13 protein-coding genes and 1 CRISPR repeat array are annotated in these 17,310 nt (G+C 55.4%); of the genes, 6 read left to right on the top strand and 7 right to left on the bottom strand.

Going from position 1 to position 17,310, the window contains the following annotated elements; translation table 11 throughout:
• Positions 1-8: 8 nt before the first annotated feature.
• A complete protein-coding gene (gene csy3, locus RHN82_RS02215) occupies positions 9-1,007 on the top strand; it encodes a type I-F CRISPR-associated protein Csy3 (protein WP_047052342.1) in 999 nt (332 codons plus the stop codon).
• Between the two features lie 9 nt (positions 1,008-1,016).
• Complete coding sequence (gene cas6f, locus RHN82_RS02210; RefSeq protein WP_047052344.1) at positions 1,017-1,571, top strand: type I-F CRISPR-associated endoribonuclease Cas6/Csy4; 555 nt, start codon at positions 1,017-1,019, stop codon at positions 1,569-1,571.
• Between the two features lie 22 nt (positions 1,572-1,593).
• On the opposite strand, the gene RHN82_RS02205 is transcribed toward cas6f, so the two are convergent.
• The 7 genes from RHN82_RS02205 to trxB all read right to left on the bottom strand — a co-directional run bounded on the left by RHN82_RS02205 (position 1,594) and on the right by trxB (position 10,282).
• Positions 1,594-2,067: an RES family NAD+ phosphorylase gene (locus tag RHN82_RS02205; protein ID WP_047052345.1), complete on the bottom strand. Its 474-nt coding sequence runs from the start codon at positions 2,065-2,067 to the stop codon at positions 1,594-1,596.
• Entirely contained in the window at positions 2,064-2,507 is a 444-nt protein-coding gene (locus RHN82_RS02200; RefSeq protein WP_047052347.1) for an antitoxin Xre/MbcA/ParS toxin-binding domain-containing protein, read from the bottom strand. Before RHN82_RS02200 ends, RHN82_RS02205 begins: the two co-directional genes overlap by 4 nt.
• 239 nt (positions 2,508-2,746) lie before the next feature.
• A CRISPR array of direct repeats spans positions 2,747-4,279; the repeat unit is 28 nt; unit sequence GTGCACTGCCGTACAGGCAGCTTAGAAA.
• Positions 4,280-4,458: 179 nt separating this feature from the next.
• Positions 4,459-4,677 (bottom strand): translation initiation factor IF-1, encoded by a 219-nt coding sequence (gene infA, locus RHN82_RS02195; protein ID WP_002211347.1) that lies wholly within the window; start codon positions 4,675-4,677, stop codon positions 4,459-4,461.
• Positions 4,678-4,961: 284 nt separating this feature from the next.
• The gene (gene aat, locus RHN82_RS02190) at positions 4,962-5,666 is read right to left on the bottom strand and encodes a leucyl/phenylalanyl-tRNA--protein transferase (RefSeq protein ID WP_047052381.1); all 705 of its coding nucleotides are present in this window, start codon (positions 5,664-5,666) and stop codon (positions 4,962-4,964) included.
• Positions 5,667-5,711: 45 nt separating this feature from the next.
• On the bottom strand, positions 5,712-7,433 hold the full coding sequence (gene cydC, locus RHN82_RS02185; RefSeq protein ID WP_003858307.1) for a heme ABC transporter ATP-binding protein/permease CydC: 1,722 nt from the start codon (positions 7,431-7,433) through the stop codon (positions 5,712-5,714).
• A complete protein-coding gene (gene cydD / locus RHN82_RS02180) occupies positions 7,433-9,199 on the bottom strand; it encodes a heme ABC transporter permease/ATP-binding protein CydD (protein WP_047052383.1) in 1,767 nt (588 codons plus the stop codon). The genes cydC and cydD overlap by 1 nt, the downstream gene beginning before the upstream one ends.
• Positions 9,200-9,313: 114 nt before the next feature.
• On the bottom strand, positions 9,314-10,282 hold the full coding sequence (gene trxB / locus RHN82_RS02175; RefSeq protein WP_047052385.1) for a thioredoxin-disulfide reductase: 969 nt from the start codon (positions 10,280-10,282) through the stop codon (positions 9,314-9,316).
• Between the two features lie 543 nt (positions 10,283-10,825).
• Between trxB and lrp the strand changes: the two genes are divergently transcribed.
• From lrp to rarA, 4 genes are all read left to right on the top strand, one after another.
• Positions 10,826-11,320, top strand: a complete 495-nt coding sequence (gene lrp, locus RHN82_RS02170; RefSeq protein WP_000228469.1) for a leucine-responsive transcriptional regulator Lrp — start codon at positions 10,826-10,828, stop codon at positions 11,318-11,320.
• Positions 11,321-11,455: 135 nt separating this feature from the next.
• Positions 11,456-15,124: a DNA translocase FtsK 4TM domain-containing protein gene (locus RHN82_RS02165; protein WP_047052387.1), complete on the top strand. Its 3,669-nt coding sequence runs from the start codon at positions 11,456-11,458 to the stop codon at positions 15,122-15,124.
• Positions 15,125-15,251: 127 nt separating this feature from the next.
• The gene (gene lolA, locus RHN82_RS02160) at positions 15,252-15,866 is read left to right on the top strand and encodes an outer membrane lipoprotein chaperone LolA (RefSeq protein WP_003858270.1); all 615 of its coding nucleotides are present in this window, start codon (positions 15,252-15,254) and stop codon (positions 15,864-15,866) included.
• Between the two features lie 9 nt (positions 15,867-15,875).
• Complete coding sequence (gene rarA, locus RHN82_RS02155; protein ID WP_047052389.1) at positions 15,876-17,219, top strand: replication-associated recombination protein RarA; 1,344 nt, start codon at positions 15,876-15,878, stop codon at positions 17,217-17,219.
• Positions 17,220-17,310 lie beyond the last annotated feature (91 nt).

The raw sequence follows: 17,310 nt of genomic DNA, 5'->3' as shown, positions 1-17,310 counted from the left end.
ATTTAGCTATGGCAAAGGCTCCAACTGCCGTTAAAACGGCATCTGTTCTGGCATTTGAACGTAAACTGGCGACGTCGGATGCGGTGATGTATTCCGGAAGCTGGCAGGGTAAAACCTGGCAACCGATCCGCATTCAGGAAAAAGCGGTGCGTGGCACGATTTCCAACCGCCTGAAGAACGCGCTTACTAACGATCCGGCAAAACTGGATGCCGAGATCCAGAAAGCTAACCTCCAGCGGGTGGATGTGGCTGCGCTGCCCGCAGACGCCGACACCTTACAGGTGAAGTTTACCCTACGCGTGCTGGGCAACCTGTCCACGCCTTCCGTGTGTAATGACCGCGCCTATCAGGATGCGCTTCAGCAGGTTATTGACGGCTATATCAGTGAACACGGCTTTGCAGAACTGGCGCGCCGCTATGCAACTAACCTGGCGAACGGACGTTTTTTATGGCGTAACCGCGTCGGCGCTGAAAAAATTATCGTGCGCGTGACGGGCAGTAAAACGTGGACGTTTGATGCTTATTGCTACGCACTGCGGGATTTTTCTGCAAGCGATAAGGATCTTGAAGCGTTGGCGCAGGAAATTGAAAAAGGGCTTAGCGGTGAGGGATTTGTGCTGTTGAACGTAGAGGCACAGGTGCTGCTCGGTGCCGGACAGGAGATCTTCCCGTCGCAGGAGCTGGTTCTTGACAGCAACAGCAGCAAGAGTCGCCTGCTGTATCAGGTTGATAATGTGGCTGGCATGCACTCGCAGAAAATCGGCAATGCGATTCGGACGATCGATACCTGGCATCCAAAGGTGGATGAGCTTGGCGCGATAGCCGTTGAGCCGTATGGATCGGTCACCAGCCGCGGCGTGGCCTGCCGTCAGCCAAAAGAGAAAATGGACTTCTACACGCTCCTTGATAACTGGGTGACGAAAGGGCAGAAACCCGACGCTGAGCAGCAGCATTATGTGATGGCTGTACTGATCCGTGGCGGTGTCTTCGGCGAGAAGGGCGAGTAAGGAGTGATTATGGATCACTATATTGAGATCCGCGTGCTGCCCGACCCGGAGTTTACCGAGGAGATGCTAATGGCCGCGCTGATGGCCAAACTACATCGTGCGCTGGGTCAGCGAGGGAAAGGGGATATTGGCGTTAGCTTCCCTGCGCACGGTATTAAGCCCGGCGCGGTATTACGCCTACACGGCGAACACCTGGCGTTAAGCGAACTCGAATCGCTGGCATGGCGAAAAGGTCTGAGCGATTACTGTCTGTGCTCGGCAGTTAAAGCCGTGCCAGAGGTATATCACTGGCGATGCGTATCCCGCGTTCAGGTGAAAAGCAGCGCGCCGCGGCTTATGCGTCGTTCGGTAAAAAAAGGTTGGATAACCGAAGAAGAGGCGCAGCAAAGGATACGCACAATGGAGGAAGCGAGGACCGATTTGCCCTGGCTCAATTTACGTAGCCTCTCGACGGGCCAGTCTTTCAGGCTTTTTATCCGTCATGGTGAGTTGCTTTCCGCACCTGTGGTTGGCATGTTTTCAACCTACGGACTCAGCGCGACAGCGACAGTTCCCTGGTTCTGATAAATCACAGCCGCATCAGCTTTCAGGGTGCGGTTTTTTCTGCGAGACGGGTATCAAAATCAAAAGGCAGTAATTCAACAGAATTGAGTGCTTTGCGGAATGCCGGATGCAATGGATTAAGTATGGCGTTGTTTTCATAGGGAATGATGCAGGAGGGTAAGATGAGTGCGAGAGCGCTGTTAGCCTGCAACCAACCGGTACCCAGATCCATCGTTGATACCGGCGCCGGATTTTCCTGCCAGTCCTCGGGCAGCCACGCTTTATCCAGGTAATCAATCTGATCATCCGGGATATTAATGCTGAAAAGCTGGTACTGGTTCAGCACGGTGTCTTTTCTGACGTGCACCAGAATTTCCAGTGAAGCCAGCGAGATGGAGGTGGAGACATACACGGCAGGATGGCCTTTATGATTCCAGCGTCCTCCATACTGGTTTGCACCACTTCCACTCCACGCTTCGCTGGCAAAACGTCCTGTTACCAGACGATAAAAAATCATGCGAACACTCCGTGCTCCAGCCGACCAATCAAATCGGTAACTTCCAGCGCACCGGTTTCCGTGGCAATCAGATCGACAGGTGCAACATTGCCAAGCCCACGTACCGGTAACTGCAACCAGTTCCATGCCTCTTCTTTACTGCCGAAATAATCGACGGCCGCATCCAGTACCCGAACGAAACGCGCCACACGTTCGCTCTCGTCGGGCGTCAGCGTCCGGCCCGTACTTTTGCGGCGGGCAACGTTACGCTCGTTAATTCCCGTGACGCGTAAAATCTCCGCTTTCGACATGTCCGTCCACTCGTGAATATTGTCGAGGACGCTGACGGGTAATCCTTGATTGAGATATTCAATCAACCGCATGCCTCTGCTTGCAGGTAAACCGGCGTAGCGCCACAGCGTGTTATCAGCCGACCTTTGCGCAGGAACCCATGTTCTCATGATACCTCCTGAGTGATGTCATTTGTCATGAGTAAGTATAGCCATTTGTCAGAGAGTATGGAACGGGTGTTTTTTGTTCAGGGTGGGGTAAAAGAAGGATGATATTTGACCCTAATTTTTGCCCAGAATGTAATGTATTGATTTTTAGATTAAAAATCCTGGGGTGTAAAAAAAGGGTTTGAGCAGTGTTTTTAGCTTTTTTTGTATGAAAATCATGATGGTGGAGAGGTATTATTTCAGTGCACTGCCGTACAGGCAGCTTAGAAATTTACGTACTGCAATAAATTCGTCTTTTGTAAGTGCACTGCCGTACAGGCAGCTTAGAAAGATGACGGCACGACGGTCGCGATGTTTTTATAGTGCACTGCCGTACAGGCAGCTTAGAAACATCTGAGTCAGTCGTGCGAGCTGACGTTCGCGTGCACTGCCGTACAGGCAGCTTAGAAACGTATGGTGAACTCCGGTACCGAAGCGACCATGTGCACTGCCGTACAGGCAGCTTAGAAACCGTAACGGCGTGGCGCAGCCGCTGCGTCTGTGTGCACTGCCGTACAGGCAGCTTAGAAAATGACAAAATTGAAGCTGTTTTGGAAAGGCTGGTGCACTGCCGTACAGGCAGCTTAGAAAACGATTCCCGGTAGCCCTAAGCCCTGGAAATCGTGCACTGCCGTACAGGCAGCTTAGAAAGTGTACTTCGACGGATATACCCACTACAGCACGTGCACTGCCGTACAGGCAGCTTAGAAAAGAAACGCTATTAAAGGGAAAAATATTCATACGTGCACTGCCGTACAGGCAGCTTAGAAAGGCACGCTGTCGGCGGGCAGTTAGTTGAAGTCGTGCACTGCCGTACAGGCAGCTTAGAAAATTTCAAACTTTTCCCGGCCAACATGTATAACGTGCACTGCCGTACAGGCAGCTTAGAAATGACGGGCAGAAGTACACCGATACGCCGATCCCGTGCACTGCCGTACAGGCAGCTTAGAAAATACAGGGCTGCCGCTATAGTGCAAACCAATATGTGCACTGCCGTACAGGCAGCTTAGAAAAATCAACGTGAACTTTCATGGCGCAGAACTGTGTGCACTGCCGTACAGGCAGCTTAGAAATGGCAACTCGATAACGGTGGTTTTACCACGCGCGTGCACTGCCGTACAGGCAGCTTAGAAAGACGTGAAAAACATCCACGAAGCCCGGTCTTTTGTGCACTGCCGTACAGGCAGCTTAGAAATTCATTGTGATCATGCCAATCGGTGTATGGTTGTGCACTGCGGTACAGGCAGCTTAGAAATGCCTGACTTCCTTCGACTGGGTGAAACGTTCGTGCACTGCCGTACAGGCAGCTTAGAAAAGCATCATTCCGCGGCGTGCCGTTCAAAGTCTGTGCACTGCCGTACAGGCAGCTTAGAAACGCGTGCTGGTGCAGAACGACAGCGATATCCAGTGCACTGCCGTACAGGCAGCTTAGAAAAGCCGCCTGTTTACCAGTGATGAAGATGCGTTCGTGCACTGCCGTACAGGCAGCTTAGAAATCGTTGCGGGTTGATCAGCATGTCGTCGATTGGTGCACTGCCGTACAGGCAGCTTAGAAATGTGAACTGAATGAGAACGCCGACGGCGTTAGCTGCACTGCCGTACAGGCAGCTCAGAAATTGTTGCTGATCACCCTCCCGTTGTCACCCGGGTACACTGCTGTACAGGCAGTTTAGAAACGTTGAGTTTCTCGAGCCACGGTTTTGACATTGTTCACTGCCGTACAGGCAGTTTTATAACATCCAACGCAGCAGCATTTCCCACCGCATCCGTGCACCACCGCACAACCAACACAAAACCCGAAACCAAACCCGAAACCCAACCAATCGTTCAAATAATCGACTGTGCTAACAAAAAAATAAGGCCGGGAATATCCCGGCCTTATTTAATATTCATCTGCCATTACAGGCGAAAACAATTAGCGACTACGGAAGACAATGCGGCCTTTGCTCAGGTCGTACGGGGTCAGTTCAACAGTCACTTTGTCGCCCGTCAAAATGCGGATATAGTTTTTGCGCATTTTACCGGAGATGTGCGCAGTTACCACGTGACCGTTTTCCAGTTCTACGCGAAACATGGTATTAGGCAACGTATCAAGTACGGTACCCTGCATTTCAATATTGTCTTCTTTGGCCATCTAATCCTCTGGGGTATCACTACCAAGTTTTGAACCGGCAAGATAATGCCGAAATTCCTCAATTAAGTAAAGAATTGCGCGTTTAAAACGCAGCAAAACAGTCTCAGCGTATTGCCCAAGCGTCACGGTACAACCGAACGGAAAGCGCATTCGTAAAGGGGAGACGACAGGATAAACGTCAGGACGTTATCTGAAGCGAGGGTCCCAAACGGCGGCGGGGCAACAGGCAGAAGCTACTCTGCGGCATAATTATAACACCCTCATAAAAAATATGCGGAAAACATTTAGGCATTGGGCATAAAGAGCGTTCTGGGAACCCAAAAATCGCGTGGAAGGGTCTCTTTTCGGCACTGTTCCAGGTGTTCGATATAATGTCGGCGGGAGATTTCAACGGCGCCGAGCGAGGCGGTGTGCTCATTCAACACCTGGCAATCCATCAGCCGTCCGCCACGTCGGGCAAATTCCTCACTAAACACCAGCAGCGCGGTTTTCGACGCATTCGTGTCGCGGGAGAACATCGACTCGCCGCAGAACAGCGTGCCCTGCGCCACGCCGTACATTCCGCCGACGAGGTTATCCTCTTTCCATACTTCAATAGAGTGCGCGTAGCCCAGCTCATGAAGCTGGTGGTAGGCGATAATGATATCGCGGGTTATCCAGGTGCCTTCATGACGATCTTCAGCGCAGCCTTCGATAACCTGGCCGAAGGCGTGATTGAGCGTGACGCGAAAAGGTGATTTTGCATGAAAACGCTTCATGCTGCGGCTCAGGTGAAACTGTCCAGGCCACAGCACGGCTCGCGGGTCGGGAGACCACCATAAGATCGGGTCGCCGGGAGAAAACCACGGGAAGATGCCGCGCTGGTAAGCCATTAAGAGCCGTGCCGGACTGAGATCGCCGCCCAGAGCCAGCAAGCCGTTAGGTTCACGCAGCGCCCCCTCCGGTGAAGGGAACGCAATATTATGGCGAGAAAGCTGCACCAGGCGCATGACAACAGAACTCCAGTACGCGAGAGAGGACGCTACAAATATAGTCTACAGGCGCTGTTTAAACTGGTAGTAGCGACCCTGTTTTGCCAGCAGCTCTGCGTGACTACCTTGCTCAATTATGTGTCCGTTGTCCATCACAATTATCTGATCGAAATTCACCAGCCCGCGCAGACGGTGCGTGACCATCAGTACGGTTTTACCTTTCATCACATTCGCCAGTAAATCAAGGATTTGGCTCTCTGTCGTGGCATCCAGTCCTTCTGTCGGCTCATCCAGCAGCATCAGCGGCGCATCGTGCAGCAGCGCACGCGCAATGGCCAGACGACGCAGTTCGCCGCCGGAAAGCTGTCGACCTCCTTCACCCAGCCAGCTGTTCAAGCCGTCGTCTTCAAGCAGCTTGTGCAGCCCAACCTGCTCCAGCATTGCTCGCAGCGTATCGTCGGAGGCATCTGGTGCCGCCAGAAGAAGATTATCGCGCAGCGTAGCGCTGAACAGATGCACCCGCTGGGGCACGACGCTGACTGTTTTACGCAAGGCCGCTTCGCTAAAACCAGACAGCGGAACGTCGTTAAACCGAATCTCGCCCTGCTGTGGGTCCCACGCGCGCGTGAGAAGTTGCAGAAGTGTCGATTTCCCACATCCCGTACGGCCAAGGATCGCAATGCGCTGCCCGGCATCAACAGAAAGGGTGATGTCTTCCAGCGCGTTTTGCGCCTGCTTGTCGTAGGCGAAAGTGACATTGCTGAGCGTCAGCGCGACCTGCTCTGGCACAGCGGTTTGACCCGCGCTGAACTTCACTTCCGGCTCCTGCTCGGCAATATCTGTGATGCGCAGCGCAGAGGCAATCACCTGGCCGAGATGCTGAAAAGCGCCCGTGACCGGGGCTAAGGCTTCAAAGGCTGCCAGGGCACAGAAAACAAACAGCGCAATCAGCGGGCCAGGCTGCGCGTTACCGCCCACGCCACCGGAGGCCATCCAGAGCATGGCGATGACGGCAATCCCACCAATTAACATCATCAGCGCCTGGGAGAACGCGGTCAGTTCAGACTGGCGACGCTGGGCTTCATGCCAGTTCAGCTCCGTATTTTCCATACGGGCGCGGTAGCGCTTGCTGGCGCCAAAAAGGGTAAGCTCGGCCTGTCCCTGCAACCAGGCGGTGAGCTGCTGGCGATATTCCCCGCGCAGACGCGTCAGGTTTTCCCCGGTGGTTTTACCTGCACGATAAAACAGGGGCGGCAGAATAATCAGCGTCATCAGCATGATGCCGCCGAGCGTCAGTGCGATGGGAACATCCAGGAAACTCAACCCCAGCGTGACCACGACAATCACCACAAACGCGCCCACCATGGGTGAAATGACGCGCAGATAGAGGTGATCCAGCGTATCCACATCCGCGACCACGCGGTTGAGTAATTCGCCCTGTCGAAAACGTGCCAGCCCGGCAGGGGAGAGGGGCAGCAGTTTGCTGAACGTATAAATACGCAGGTGTTGCAGCACGCGGAAGGTCGCGTCGTGGCTGACCAGACGCTCGAAGTAGCGCCCGGCAGTTCGCGTAATCGCCGTACCGCGCACCCCGGCGGCAGGCAGCATGTAGTTGAAGCTGTACAGCCCGGCAAAGCCTGCGGCCGCAGACGCGGAGAGGAACCAGCCGGAAAGCGTAAGTAGGCCGATGCTGGCGAGCAGCGTGACGATCGCCAGCACGATCCCGAGCGTCAGCATCCATTTGTGGCGTTTATACAGTGCAAGATACGGAAGCAGGGCGCGCATCAGATATCCTCCTGACGGTTCGCCAGCAGGGTCGCAAACGGCCCCTGCGCGGCAACAAGCGCGGCGTAATCGCCTTGCTCAACAATGTGTCCGTTTTCCATCACCCAGATCTGATCCCAGTCGGCAATACCTTCCAGCTGGTGAGTCACCATCAGGGTGGTTTGCTGGCGTGAGGCTGCGTTAAGCGCATCCATCACGCGCTGCTCGCTGTGAGCGTCCAGGCTGGCGGCGGGTTCGTCCAGCAGCATTAGCGAAGAGGGATTCAGCAGCGCACGGGCAACCGCGACGCGCTGTGCCTGGCCCACTGACAGCCCGGCAGACTGATCGCCAATGACGGTATCGACACCCTGCGCAAGCAGCGGCAGAAACTCGCTGACCCAGGCGCGGTCGAGGACCGATTGCAGCTCATCTTCACGCGCATCCGGGCGTGCCAGCAGCACATTCTCGCGCAGCGTCGGAGCTGGCAGCTGCGGGTTTTGCCCCACCCAACTCAGCTGTTTACGCCAGGCATCCGGATCGAGCTCGCGCAGCTCCGTTTTGTTGATACGCAGCGATCCGGTGTACGCCATAAAACCTGACAGTGCATTCAACAGTGAGCTTTTACCTGAGCCGCTGGTGCCCACCAGCACCACCCGTTGCCCGGCAGGCAGGGTAAAGTTCAGCGGACCGGCCAGCACTTTGCCTTCAGGCGACAGAACGGAAAAATCCTGTGCTTCAATGGTCACCGGATCGTTCGTATTCAGCGTTACCTCACCACGCTCCGGATGCGCCAGCGGCGTTTCCATAAAGGTTTTCAGGCTGTCGGCAGCACCCACCGCCTGCGCTTTGGCATGGTAAAAGGTGCCGAGATCGCGAAGCGGCTGGAAAAACTCCGGGGCCAGGATCAGCGCCAGGAACCCGGCGGAGAGCGTGACCGCCGTACCGTAGTGGCCAAAGTCCAGCGCGCCGAGGTAGGAGAAGCCAAAGTAAACCGCCACCAGCGCAATCGACAGGGAGGTGAAAAATTCGAGCACGCCAGAAGAGAGGAAGGCCATGCGCAACACTTCCATGGTGCGCTGACGAAAATCCTGCGACGCCAGGCGAATGTTTTCGGTTTCCGCTTCACCACGACCAAAGATCCGCAGGGTTTCCATTCCGCGCAGACGGTCCAGGAAATGACCGCTCAACCGACCCAGCGCCAGAAAGTTACGACGGTTAGCATCTGCCGCGCCCATGCCGACCATCGCCATAAACAGCGGGATGAGCGGGGCGGTGCCCAGCAGGATCAACGCCGCCACCCAGTTAACAGGGAAGATGGCGATAACAATCATCAGAGGCACAAACACCGCCAGCGCCATCTGCGGAAGATAACGCGCGTAGTAATCGTGCATATCGTCGATTTGCTCAAGGATCAGCGTCGCCCAGCTACCGGCCGGCTTGCCCTGGATCCACGCAGGCCCGGCTTCCGAAAGCCGGTCGAGCACCTTGCGGCGGATCTCATAGCGGATGTGCTGCCCGGCATGGAACCCAACCCGCTCTCGCAGCCAGACCACCCACGCACGCAGAACGAAAACCAGCACCAGAACGATAAACGGCAACAGCAGCGCTTCGCGCGGGATGTTCTCCATGATCATATGGTTGAGAATGCGGGCCAGCAGCCATGCCTGGGCAACAATCAACAGACCGCTGATAAATCCCAGAACGCGGGAAATCATAAGCCAGCGGCGGGACAGAACGCTTTGCTGTTTCAGCCAGCGGGTTAACTCTTGTTGACGGGTTTTTTCCATTGCGTACTTTGCAGGTGACGTTATAAGAAATTAGACCTCTGCATGTTACACGCGAGCAAAAATAAAGGCGACCAGTGGCCGCCTTTATTTACGTTTGTTACTGACTTGTAAAGATTATTTACCTTGTTCAGCCAGTCCGTCCAGATAGCGTTCTGCGTCCAGCGCGGCCATACAGCCGGTGCCCGCAGAGGTGATCGCCTGACGATAAATATGGTCCATTACGTCGCCGGCTGCGAAGACACCCGGAACGCTGGTCTGGGTGGCGTTGCCGTGAATGCCAGACTGCACTTTGATGTAGCCGTTCTCAAGCTCCAGCTGACCTTCGAAGATAGCCGTGTTCGGGCTGTGGCCGATGGCCACAAACAGACCTGCCACTTCCAGCGATTCGACGTTATCGGTGTTCTGGGTATCACGGATACGCAGTCCCGCCACGCCCATCTGATCGCCAGTCACTTCTTCCAGCGTACGGTTGGTATGCAGCACAATATTGCCGCTCGCCACTTTGTCCATCAGGCGTTTGATCAGGATCTTCTCCGCGCGGAAGGTGTCGCGACGGTGGATCAGGTGTACTTCTGAGGCAATGTTTGCCAGATACAGCGCTTCTTCCACAGCGGTGTTGCCGCCGCCGATCACCGCAACTTTCTGATTGCGATAGAAGAAACCGTCGCAGGTCGCGCAGGCTGAGACGCCGCGGCCTTTGAACGCTTCTTCAGACGGCAGACCGAGATAGCGGGCAGAGGCGCCGGTGGCGATGATCAGCGCATCGCAGGTGTATTCGCCGCTGTCACCCGTCAGGCGGAACGGACGGTTCTGCAAATCGACTTTATTGATGTGGTCGAACAGGATTTCGGTTTCGAATTTGGCGGCATGCTCGTGCATGCGCTCCATCAGCAGTGGCCCGGTCAGGTCGTTCGGGTCGCCCGGCCAGTTTTCCACTTCCGTGGTGGTGGTCAGCTGACCGCCTTTTTCCATCCCGGTGATCAGTACCGGTTGCAGGTTAGCGCGTGCAGCATAGACCGCTGCGGTATATCCCGCAGGTCCAGAACCAAGGATTAGCAGCTTACTGTGTTTGGTCGTGCCCATGAGATCCCCATTGTTGTTGGCAGGCAATGGGCTGGATTGTAGGGAATTTGTTGCCGTAAAAAAAGAGCACGGCAGTTTTGCTTCCGATATATGCAATAGACGCGCCCTATGGGTCAGAGGCGGTCACATCACGTCTGCTACTGAAAACCGCGCGTTTATAAGGCAATAAAATGAGGATTAATACCCCTCCGTAATGAATATCCGGCATCTTGTACTAAAAATCGATGTTTTGCTTTGACAATCCCCTGCGCTTTTGCGAAAACATTCAAGGAAGAAAAAAAGACGCACGAACTGCATGCCGCATAGACATGCACGGAAATGCCATTTTTACCGGGTCAGTGAAATCTACGCATGGTGTGGACAGACGCCATACGTGATGTCTGTGACTGCTTTCGGGCAACGGTCTTCTTACCGCAGAACCCGAATCCACATCGCGTCTAATACATAACCAGGCGATGTGATGAATAACGGGTACAGGCTCTGAACAGTGATGTGCACAGGGTCCAGGCAGGAGTAGGGAAGGAATACAGAGAGACAATAATAATGGTAGATAGCAAGAAGCGCCCTGGCAAAGATCTCGACCGTATCGATCGTAACATTCTTAATGAATTGCAAAAGGATGGGCGTATTTCCAACGTCGAGCTTTCAAAACGTGTGGGACTTTCCCCGACGCCGTGCCTTGAGCGTGTGCGTCGACTGGAAAGACAGGGTTTTATTCAGGGCTATACGGCTCTGCTGAACCCGCATTATCTGGATGCCTCACTTCTGGTATTTGTTGAGATTACTCTGAATCGTGGTGCACCAGATGTGTTTGAGCAATTTAACGCCGCTGTACAAAAACTTGAAGAAATTCAAGAGTGTCATCTGGTTTCCGGTGATTTTGACTACCTGTTGAAAACCCGTGTGCCTGATATGTCCGCCTACCGTAAGCTGCTGGGTGAAACCCTGCTGCGTCTGCCAGGCGTGAACGACACCCGTACTTATGTGGTGATGGAAGAGGTCAAACAGAGCAATCGTCTGGTTATTAAGACGCGCTAACACGGAACAGGTGCAAAATCAGTGTAGTTTGATTACACTCCTGTTAATCCATACAGCAACAGTGCCGGGGAGTCCCGGCGCTGTTGTCCGTTTTAGCACACAGGCAGGACATGCCTGATACCTGGAGAGCCTTTCTTGAGCCAGGAATACACTGAAGACAAAGAAGTCACATTATCTAAGCTAAGCAGCGGACGTCGTCTCCTTGAGGCGTTACTGATTGTTATTGCCCTTTTTGCCGTCTGGCTGATGGCTGCCTTACTCAGTTTCAACCCCTCAGATCCCAGCTGGTCGCAAACCGCATGGCATGAGCCTATCCATAATTTAGGTGGCGTTCCCGGCGCCTGGCTTGCGGACACGCTTTTCTTCATTTTCGGTGTGATGGCCTATACCCTTCCCGTCATCATTATTGGCGGATGCTGGTTTGCCTGGCGTCATCGACAGAACGACGACTACATCGATTATTTTGCCGTTTCGCTGCGCCTGATTGGCGCCCTGGCGCTGATCCTCACCTCCTGCGGACTGGCGGCGATCAATGCCGATGACATCTGGTACTTCGCCTCCGGCGGGGTGATTGGCAGCCTGTTGAGCTCCGCGCTGCAACCGATGCTTCACAGCAGCGGCGGCACGCTGGCGCTGCTCTGCATCTGGGCGGCAGGGCTGACGCTGTTTACCGGCTGGTCCTGGGTGAGTATTGCCGAAAAAATCGGCAGTTTTATTCTGACTCTGCTGACGTTTGCCAGCAATCGCACCCGTCGTGACGATACGTGGGTCGATGAAGACGAATATGAAGATGAGTACGAAGAGGAAGACGAGGCACCTGTGCAGCGTCGTGAATCCCGCCGTGCCCGTATTCTGCGCGGTGCTCTGGCACGCCGCCAGCGCGTTGCTGAAAAATTCGCTAACCCGTTAGGCCGTAAAACGGATGCCGCGCTTTTCTCCGGCAAACGTATGGATGAAGAGGAGCAGATTGAGTATCGCGGCGAGGCCGTCGATCCTGATGATGTGTTGTTCTCTGGTCATCGAGCTACGCCGGGTGAGTATGACGAATACGATCCGCTGTTGCATGGTCATTCCGTGACTGAACCGGTAGCCGCTGCTGCTGCCGCAACGACGGCTGCGCAGGCCCATGTTGCGCCTGTTGAAGCTGTGATGCCGTCCTCGCCTGTTCCGGCACCGGAGTCCGCGATCCAGCAACCGCAGGTAGACTGGCAGACTGCGCCAGGCGTCCATACGCCTGAACCGTCCATTGCGCCGGAGCCTGAAAGCTATATTCCTGTTCAGCAGGAACAGTGGCAGCAACCGTATCAGCCGCCTGAGCCTGTCAGCGAGCCGCAACAGCCGTATCAGGCTTATACGCCCGAACCCGCTGTACCTGAACAGCCATACGTTGCGCCGGTGTCTGAACCCGAAGTGGTGGAGGAAGCGAAGCCATCCCGTCCGCCATTGTACTATTTTGAAGAAGTGGAAGAGCGCCGTGCCCGTGAGCGCGAGCAGCTTGCCGCCTGGTATCAGCCCGTGCCTGACCCGGTGCAGGAGCCTGTCGTAAAAGCGCCTTCTGCGAGCGTTGCACCTGTAGACCCAGCGCCAGCCGTTGCGTCGGGAGCGGAAGCCGTGAAGCAGGCAACGACAGCCGCTGCCGCGTCCGCTCCACTATTCAGCCCGGCAACCGATGGTGCGCCGCGTCCTCAGGTAAAAGAGGGTATTGGTCCACAATTGCCGCGCCCTAATCGCGTGCGCGTACCGACGCGCCGGGAGCTGGCCTCTTATGGCATTAAGCTGCCTTCCCAGCGTATGGCGGAAGAGAAAGCCCGTGAGTCCGACTACGAAGATGATGCCGACGAACTGCATCAGGATGAGCTGGCGCGTCAGTTTGCCGCCCAGCAGACTCAGCGCTACGGGAATGAGTACCAACACGATGTTCATTCTCAGCAGGATGAAGATGATGCTGCCGAAGCGGAATTAGCGCGTCAGTTTGCGGCCACGCAACAGCAACGTTATTCCGGTGAGCAGCCTTCGGGGGCAAACCCGTTCTCGCTCTCGGATTTTGAATTTTCACCGATGAAAGATCTGGTGGATGACGGTCCGAGCGAACCGCTGTTCACGCCGAGCGTGATGCCGGAAGCGGAGCCAGTGCGTCAGGCGCCAGCGCCACAGGTTAATGCGCAGCCACAACAGCCAGCGCCACAGGCTTATACGCAGCCGCATACACCACCGGCCCAACCGCCGCAGCCGCAGTTCCAGCAGCCAGCACCACAGCCGCAGGAAAGCCTGATTCACCCGCTGCTGATGCGTAACGGAGACAGCCGTCCGCTGCAACGACCAAGTACGCCGCTGCCGTCGCTGGATCTGTTAACGCCGCCGCCAGCGGAAGTCGAGCCGGTGGATACTTTTGCCCTTGAGCAGATGGCCCGTCTGGTGGAAGCGCGTCTGGCTGACTTCCGTATTAAAGCGGACGTGGTGAACTACTCACCTGGCCCGGTGATCACCCGTTTCGAACTGAACCTGGCGCCAGGCGTAAAAGCCGCGCGTATTTCTAACCTCTCCCGTGACCTGGCGCGCTCTCTGTCGACCGTGGCGGTACGCGTGGTGGAAGTGATCCCAGGCAAGCCTTACGTTGGCCTTGAGCTGCCAAACAAGAAACGCCAGACCGTTTATCTGCGTGAAGTTCTGGATAACACCAAATTCCGCGACAACCCGTCCCCGCTGACCGTGGTGCTGGGTAAAGATATTGCTGGCGATCCGGTGGTTGCCGATCTCGCGAAGATGCCGCACCTGCTGGTTGCAGGTACCACCGGCTCCGGTAAATCGGTAGGGGTGAACGCCATGATCCTCAGTATGCTCTACAAAGCGCAGCCTGAAGATGTGCGTTTCATCATGATCGACCCGAAAATGCTTGAACTGTCCGTCTACGAAGGCATTCCGCACCTGTTAACGGAAGTAGTGACCGACATGAAGGACGCCGCCAACGCATTGCGCTGGAGCGTCAATGAAATGGAGCGTCGCTATAAGCTGATGTCGGCGCTGGGCGTGCGTAACCTGGCCGGTTATAACGAGAAAATCGCCGAGGCGGCGCGTATGGGCCGTCCGATTCCGGACCCATACTGGAAGCCGGGTGACAGCATGGATGCCCAGCATCCGGTGCTGGAAAAACTGCCTTACATCGTGGTGCTGGTAGATGAATTCGCCGACCTGATGATGACCGTTGGCAAGAAGGTGGAAGAGCTGATTGCGCGTCTGGCGCAGAAAGCGCGTGCGGCGGGCATCCATCTGGTACTGGCAACGCAGCGTCCGTCCGTAGACGTTATCACCGGTCTTATTAAGGCAAACATCCCGACCCGTATCGCGTTTACCGTGTCGAGTAAAATTGACTCGCGTACTATCCTTGACCAGGGCGGTGCAGAGTCGCTGCTGGGAATGGGTGATATGCTCTATTCCGGCCCGAACTCCACCTCGCCGGTGCGTGTCCACGGTGCGTTTGTTCGCGACCAGGAAGTGCACGCGGTGGTGCAGGACTGGAAAGCGCGCGGGCGGCCGCAATACGTCGACGGCATCACCTCCGACAGTGAAAGTGAAGGCGGCGGCGGTGGTTTTGACGGCGGCGAAGAGCTGGATCCGTTATTTGACCAGGCGGTTAATTTCGTTACCGAAAAACGTAAAGCATCCATCTCCGGCGTCCAGCGCCAGTTCCGTATCGGCTACAACCGCGCGGCACGTATCATCGAGCAGATGGAAGCCCAGGGCATCGTGAGCGAACAGGGGCATAACGGTAACCGTGAGGTGCTGGCGCCACCGCCGTTTGATTAACCTTCAGCGATTGCAAAGAAGGGTAAATCAGCAAAAATTAAGCATATTCTTCTGTCGCCTGCCTTCGGGCAGGTTCAGAATAGAAACGGAACCCCCATATCGGGAAGACGTATTTTAAGGAATAACAATGAAAAAAATCGCCATCGCCTGTGCATTACTCTCCAGTTTTGTTGCCAGCAGCGTCTGGGCTGATGCAGCCAGCGACCTTAAAAGCCGACTGGATAAAGTGAGCAGCTTCCACGCCAGCTTCACGCAAAAAGTGACTGACGGCAGCGGCAACGCGGTGCAGGAAGGTCAGGGGGATTTGTGGGTGAAACGCCCGAATCTCTTCAACTGGCACATGACCCAGCCGGATGAAAGCGTTCTGGTGTCCGACGGTAAAACCTTATGGTTCTACAACCCGTTTGTTGAGCAGGCGACCGCCACCTGGCTGAAAGACGCGACCAGTAATACGCCGTTTATGCTCATTGCCCGTAACCAGTCCAGCGACTGGCAGCAGTACAACATTAAACAAAACGGTGATGAGTTCGTCCTGACGCCAAAAGGCAGCAACGGTAACCTGAAGCAGTTCACCATTAACGTGAGCAGCAACGGTACCATCAATCAGTTTGGTGCGGTTGAGCAGGACGATCAGCGCAGTAGCTATCAGCTTAAGTCTCAGCAAAACGGCGCTGTAGATGCTTCGAAATTCACCTTTACCCCGCCGCAGGGCGTAACGGTGGACGACCAACGTAATAAGTAAGAGGCATGAGTGAGCAACCTGTCGCTCGATTTTTCAGATAATGCGTTTCAACCTCTGGCCGCCCGTATGCGGCCAGAAAATTTAGCGCAGTACATCGGCCAGCAACACCTGCTGGCTGCGGGGAAACCCTTGCCGCGCGCCATAGAGGCCGGGCATCTGCACTCCATGATCCTCTGGGGGCCACCCGGAACCGGTAAAACTACCCTCGCTGAAGTGATCGCCCGCTATGCTAACGCGGACGTTGAGCGCATCTCGGCGGTGACGTCGGGGGTGAAAGAGATCCGCGAGGCGATCGAGCGCGCACGGCAAAACCGCAATGCCGGACGTCGCACCATTCTGTTTGTCGATGAAGTCCACCGCTTCAACAAGAGCCAACAGGATGCGTTTCTGCCGCACATTGAAGACGGCACGATTTTCTTCATCGGCGCAACCACGGAAAACCCGTCGTTTGAGCTGAACTCTGCGCTCCTTTCTCGTGCGCGCGTCTATCTTCTTAAGTCGCTGACCACGGAAGATATCGAAAAGGTTCTGACTCAGGCGATGGAGGACAACGCGCGGGGTTACGGCGGACAGGATATCGTTCTGCCGGACGACACGCGTCGTGCGATCGCTGAACTGGTCAACGGCGATGCGCGTCGGGCACTGAATACGCTGGAAATGATGGCCGATATGGCTGAAGTGGACGATGCGGGCAAGCGCGTACTGAAACCTGAATTGCTCACCGAAATAGCCGGTGAACGCAGCGCACGCTTCGATAATAAAGGCGATCGTTTTTACGACCTGATCTCGGCATTACATAAGTCCGTGCGCGGTAGCGCGCCGGATGCGGCGCTCTACTGGTACGCGCGTATCATTACCGCCGGTGGCGATCCGTTATATGTCGCGCGTCGCTGCCTGGCCATTGCGTCGGAAGATGTCGGAAATGCCGATCCACGCGCCATGCAGGTCGCTATTTCCGCCTGGGACTGCTTTACCCGCGTCGGGCCCGCGGAAGGCGAGCGTGCCATTGCGCAGGCGATTGTCTATCTGGCCTGCGCGCCGAAAAGTAACGCGGTGTATACCGCCTTCAAAGCGGCGATGTCGGACGCGCGTGAGCGCCCGGACTACGATGTGCCGGTACATCTTCGCAATGCGCCAACCAAATTGATGAAAGAGATGGGGTATGGGCAGGAGTATCGCTACGCCCATGATGAACCCAATGCCTACGCCGCCGGGGAAGAGTATTTCCCGCAGGAGATGGCACAAACCCGCTATTATCACCCCACAAACAGAGGTCTTGAGGGTAAGATTGGCGAAAAGCTCGCCTGGCTTGCCGGACAGGATCAAAATAGCCCTATAAAACGCTACCGTTAGTTCAATCGTTGCGGTAATGTTGGCAATATATCTCTGTGGCCGCAGGCTGTGGTCACTTTTTCCTCTTTTAATTCGATAAGCACAGGATAAG

This window comes from Enterobacter cloacae complex sp. EB5, from assembly GCF_031432835.1.
GTDB lineage: Bacteria > Pseudomonadota > Gammaproteobacteria > Enterobacterales > Enterobacteriaceae > Enterobacter > Enterobacter hormaechei_C.
Note: the sequence above shows the minus strand (reverse complement) of the source record. Positions and strands in the feature narration are given on the sequence as shown.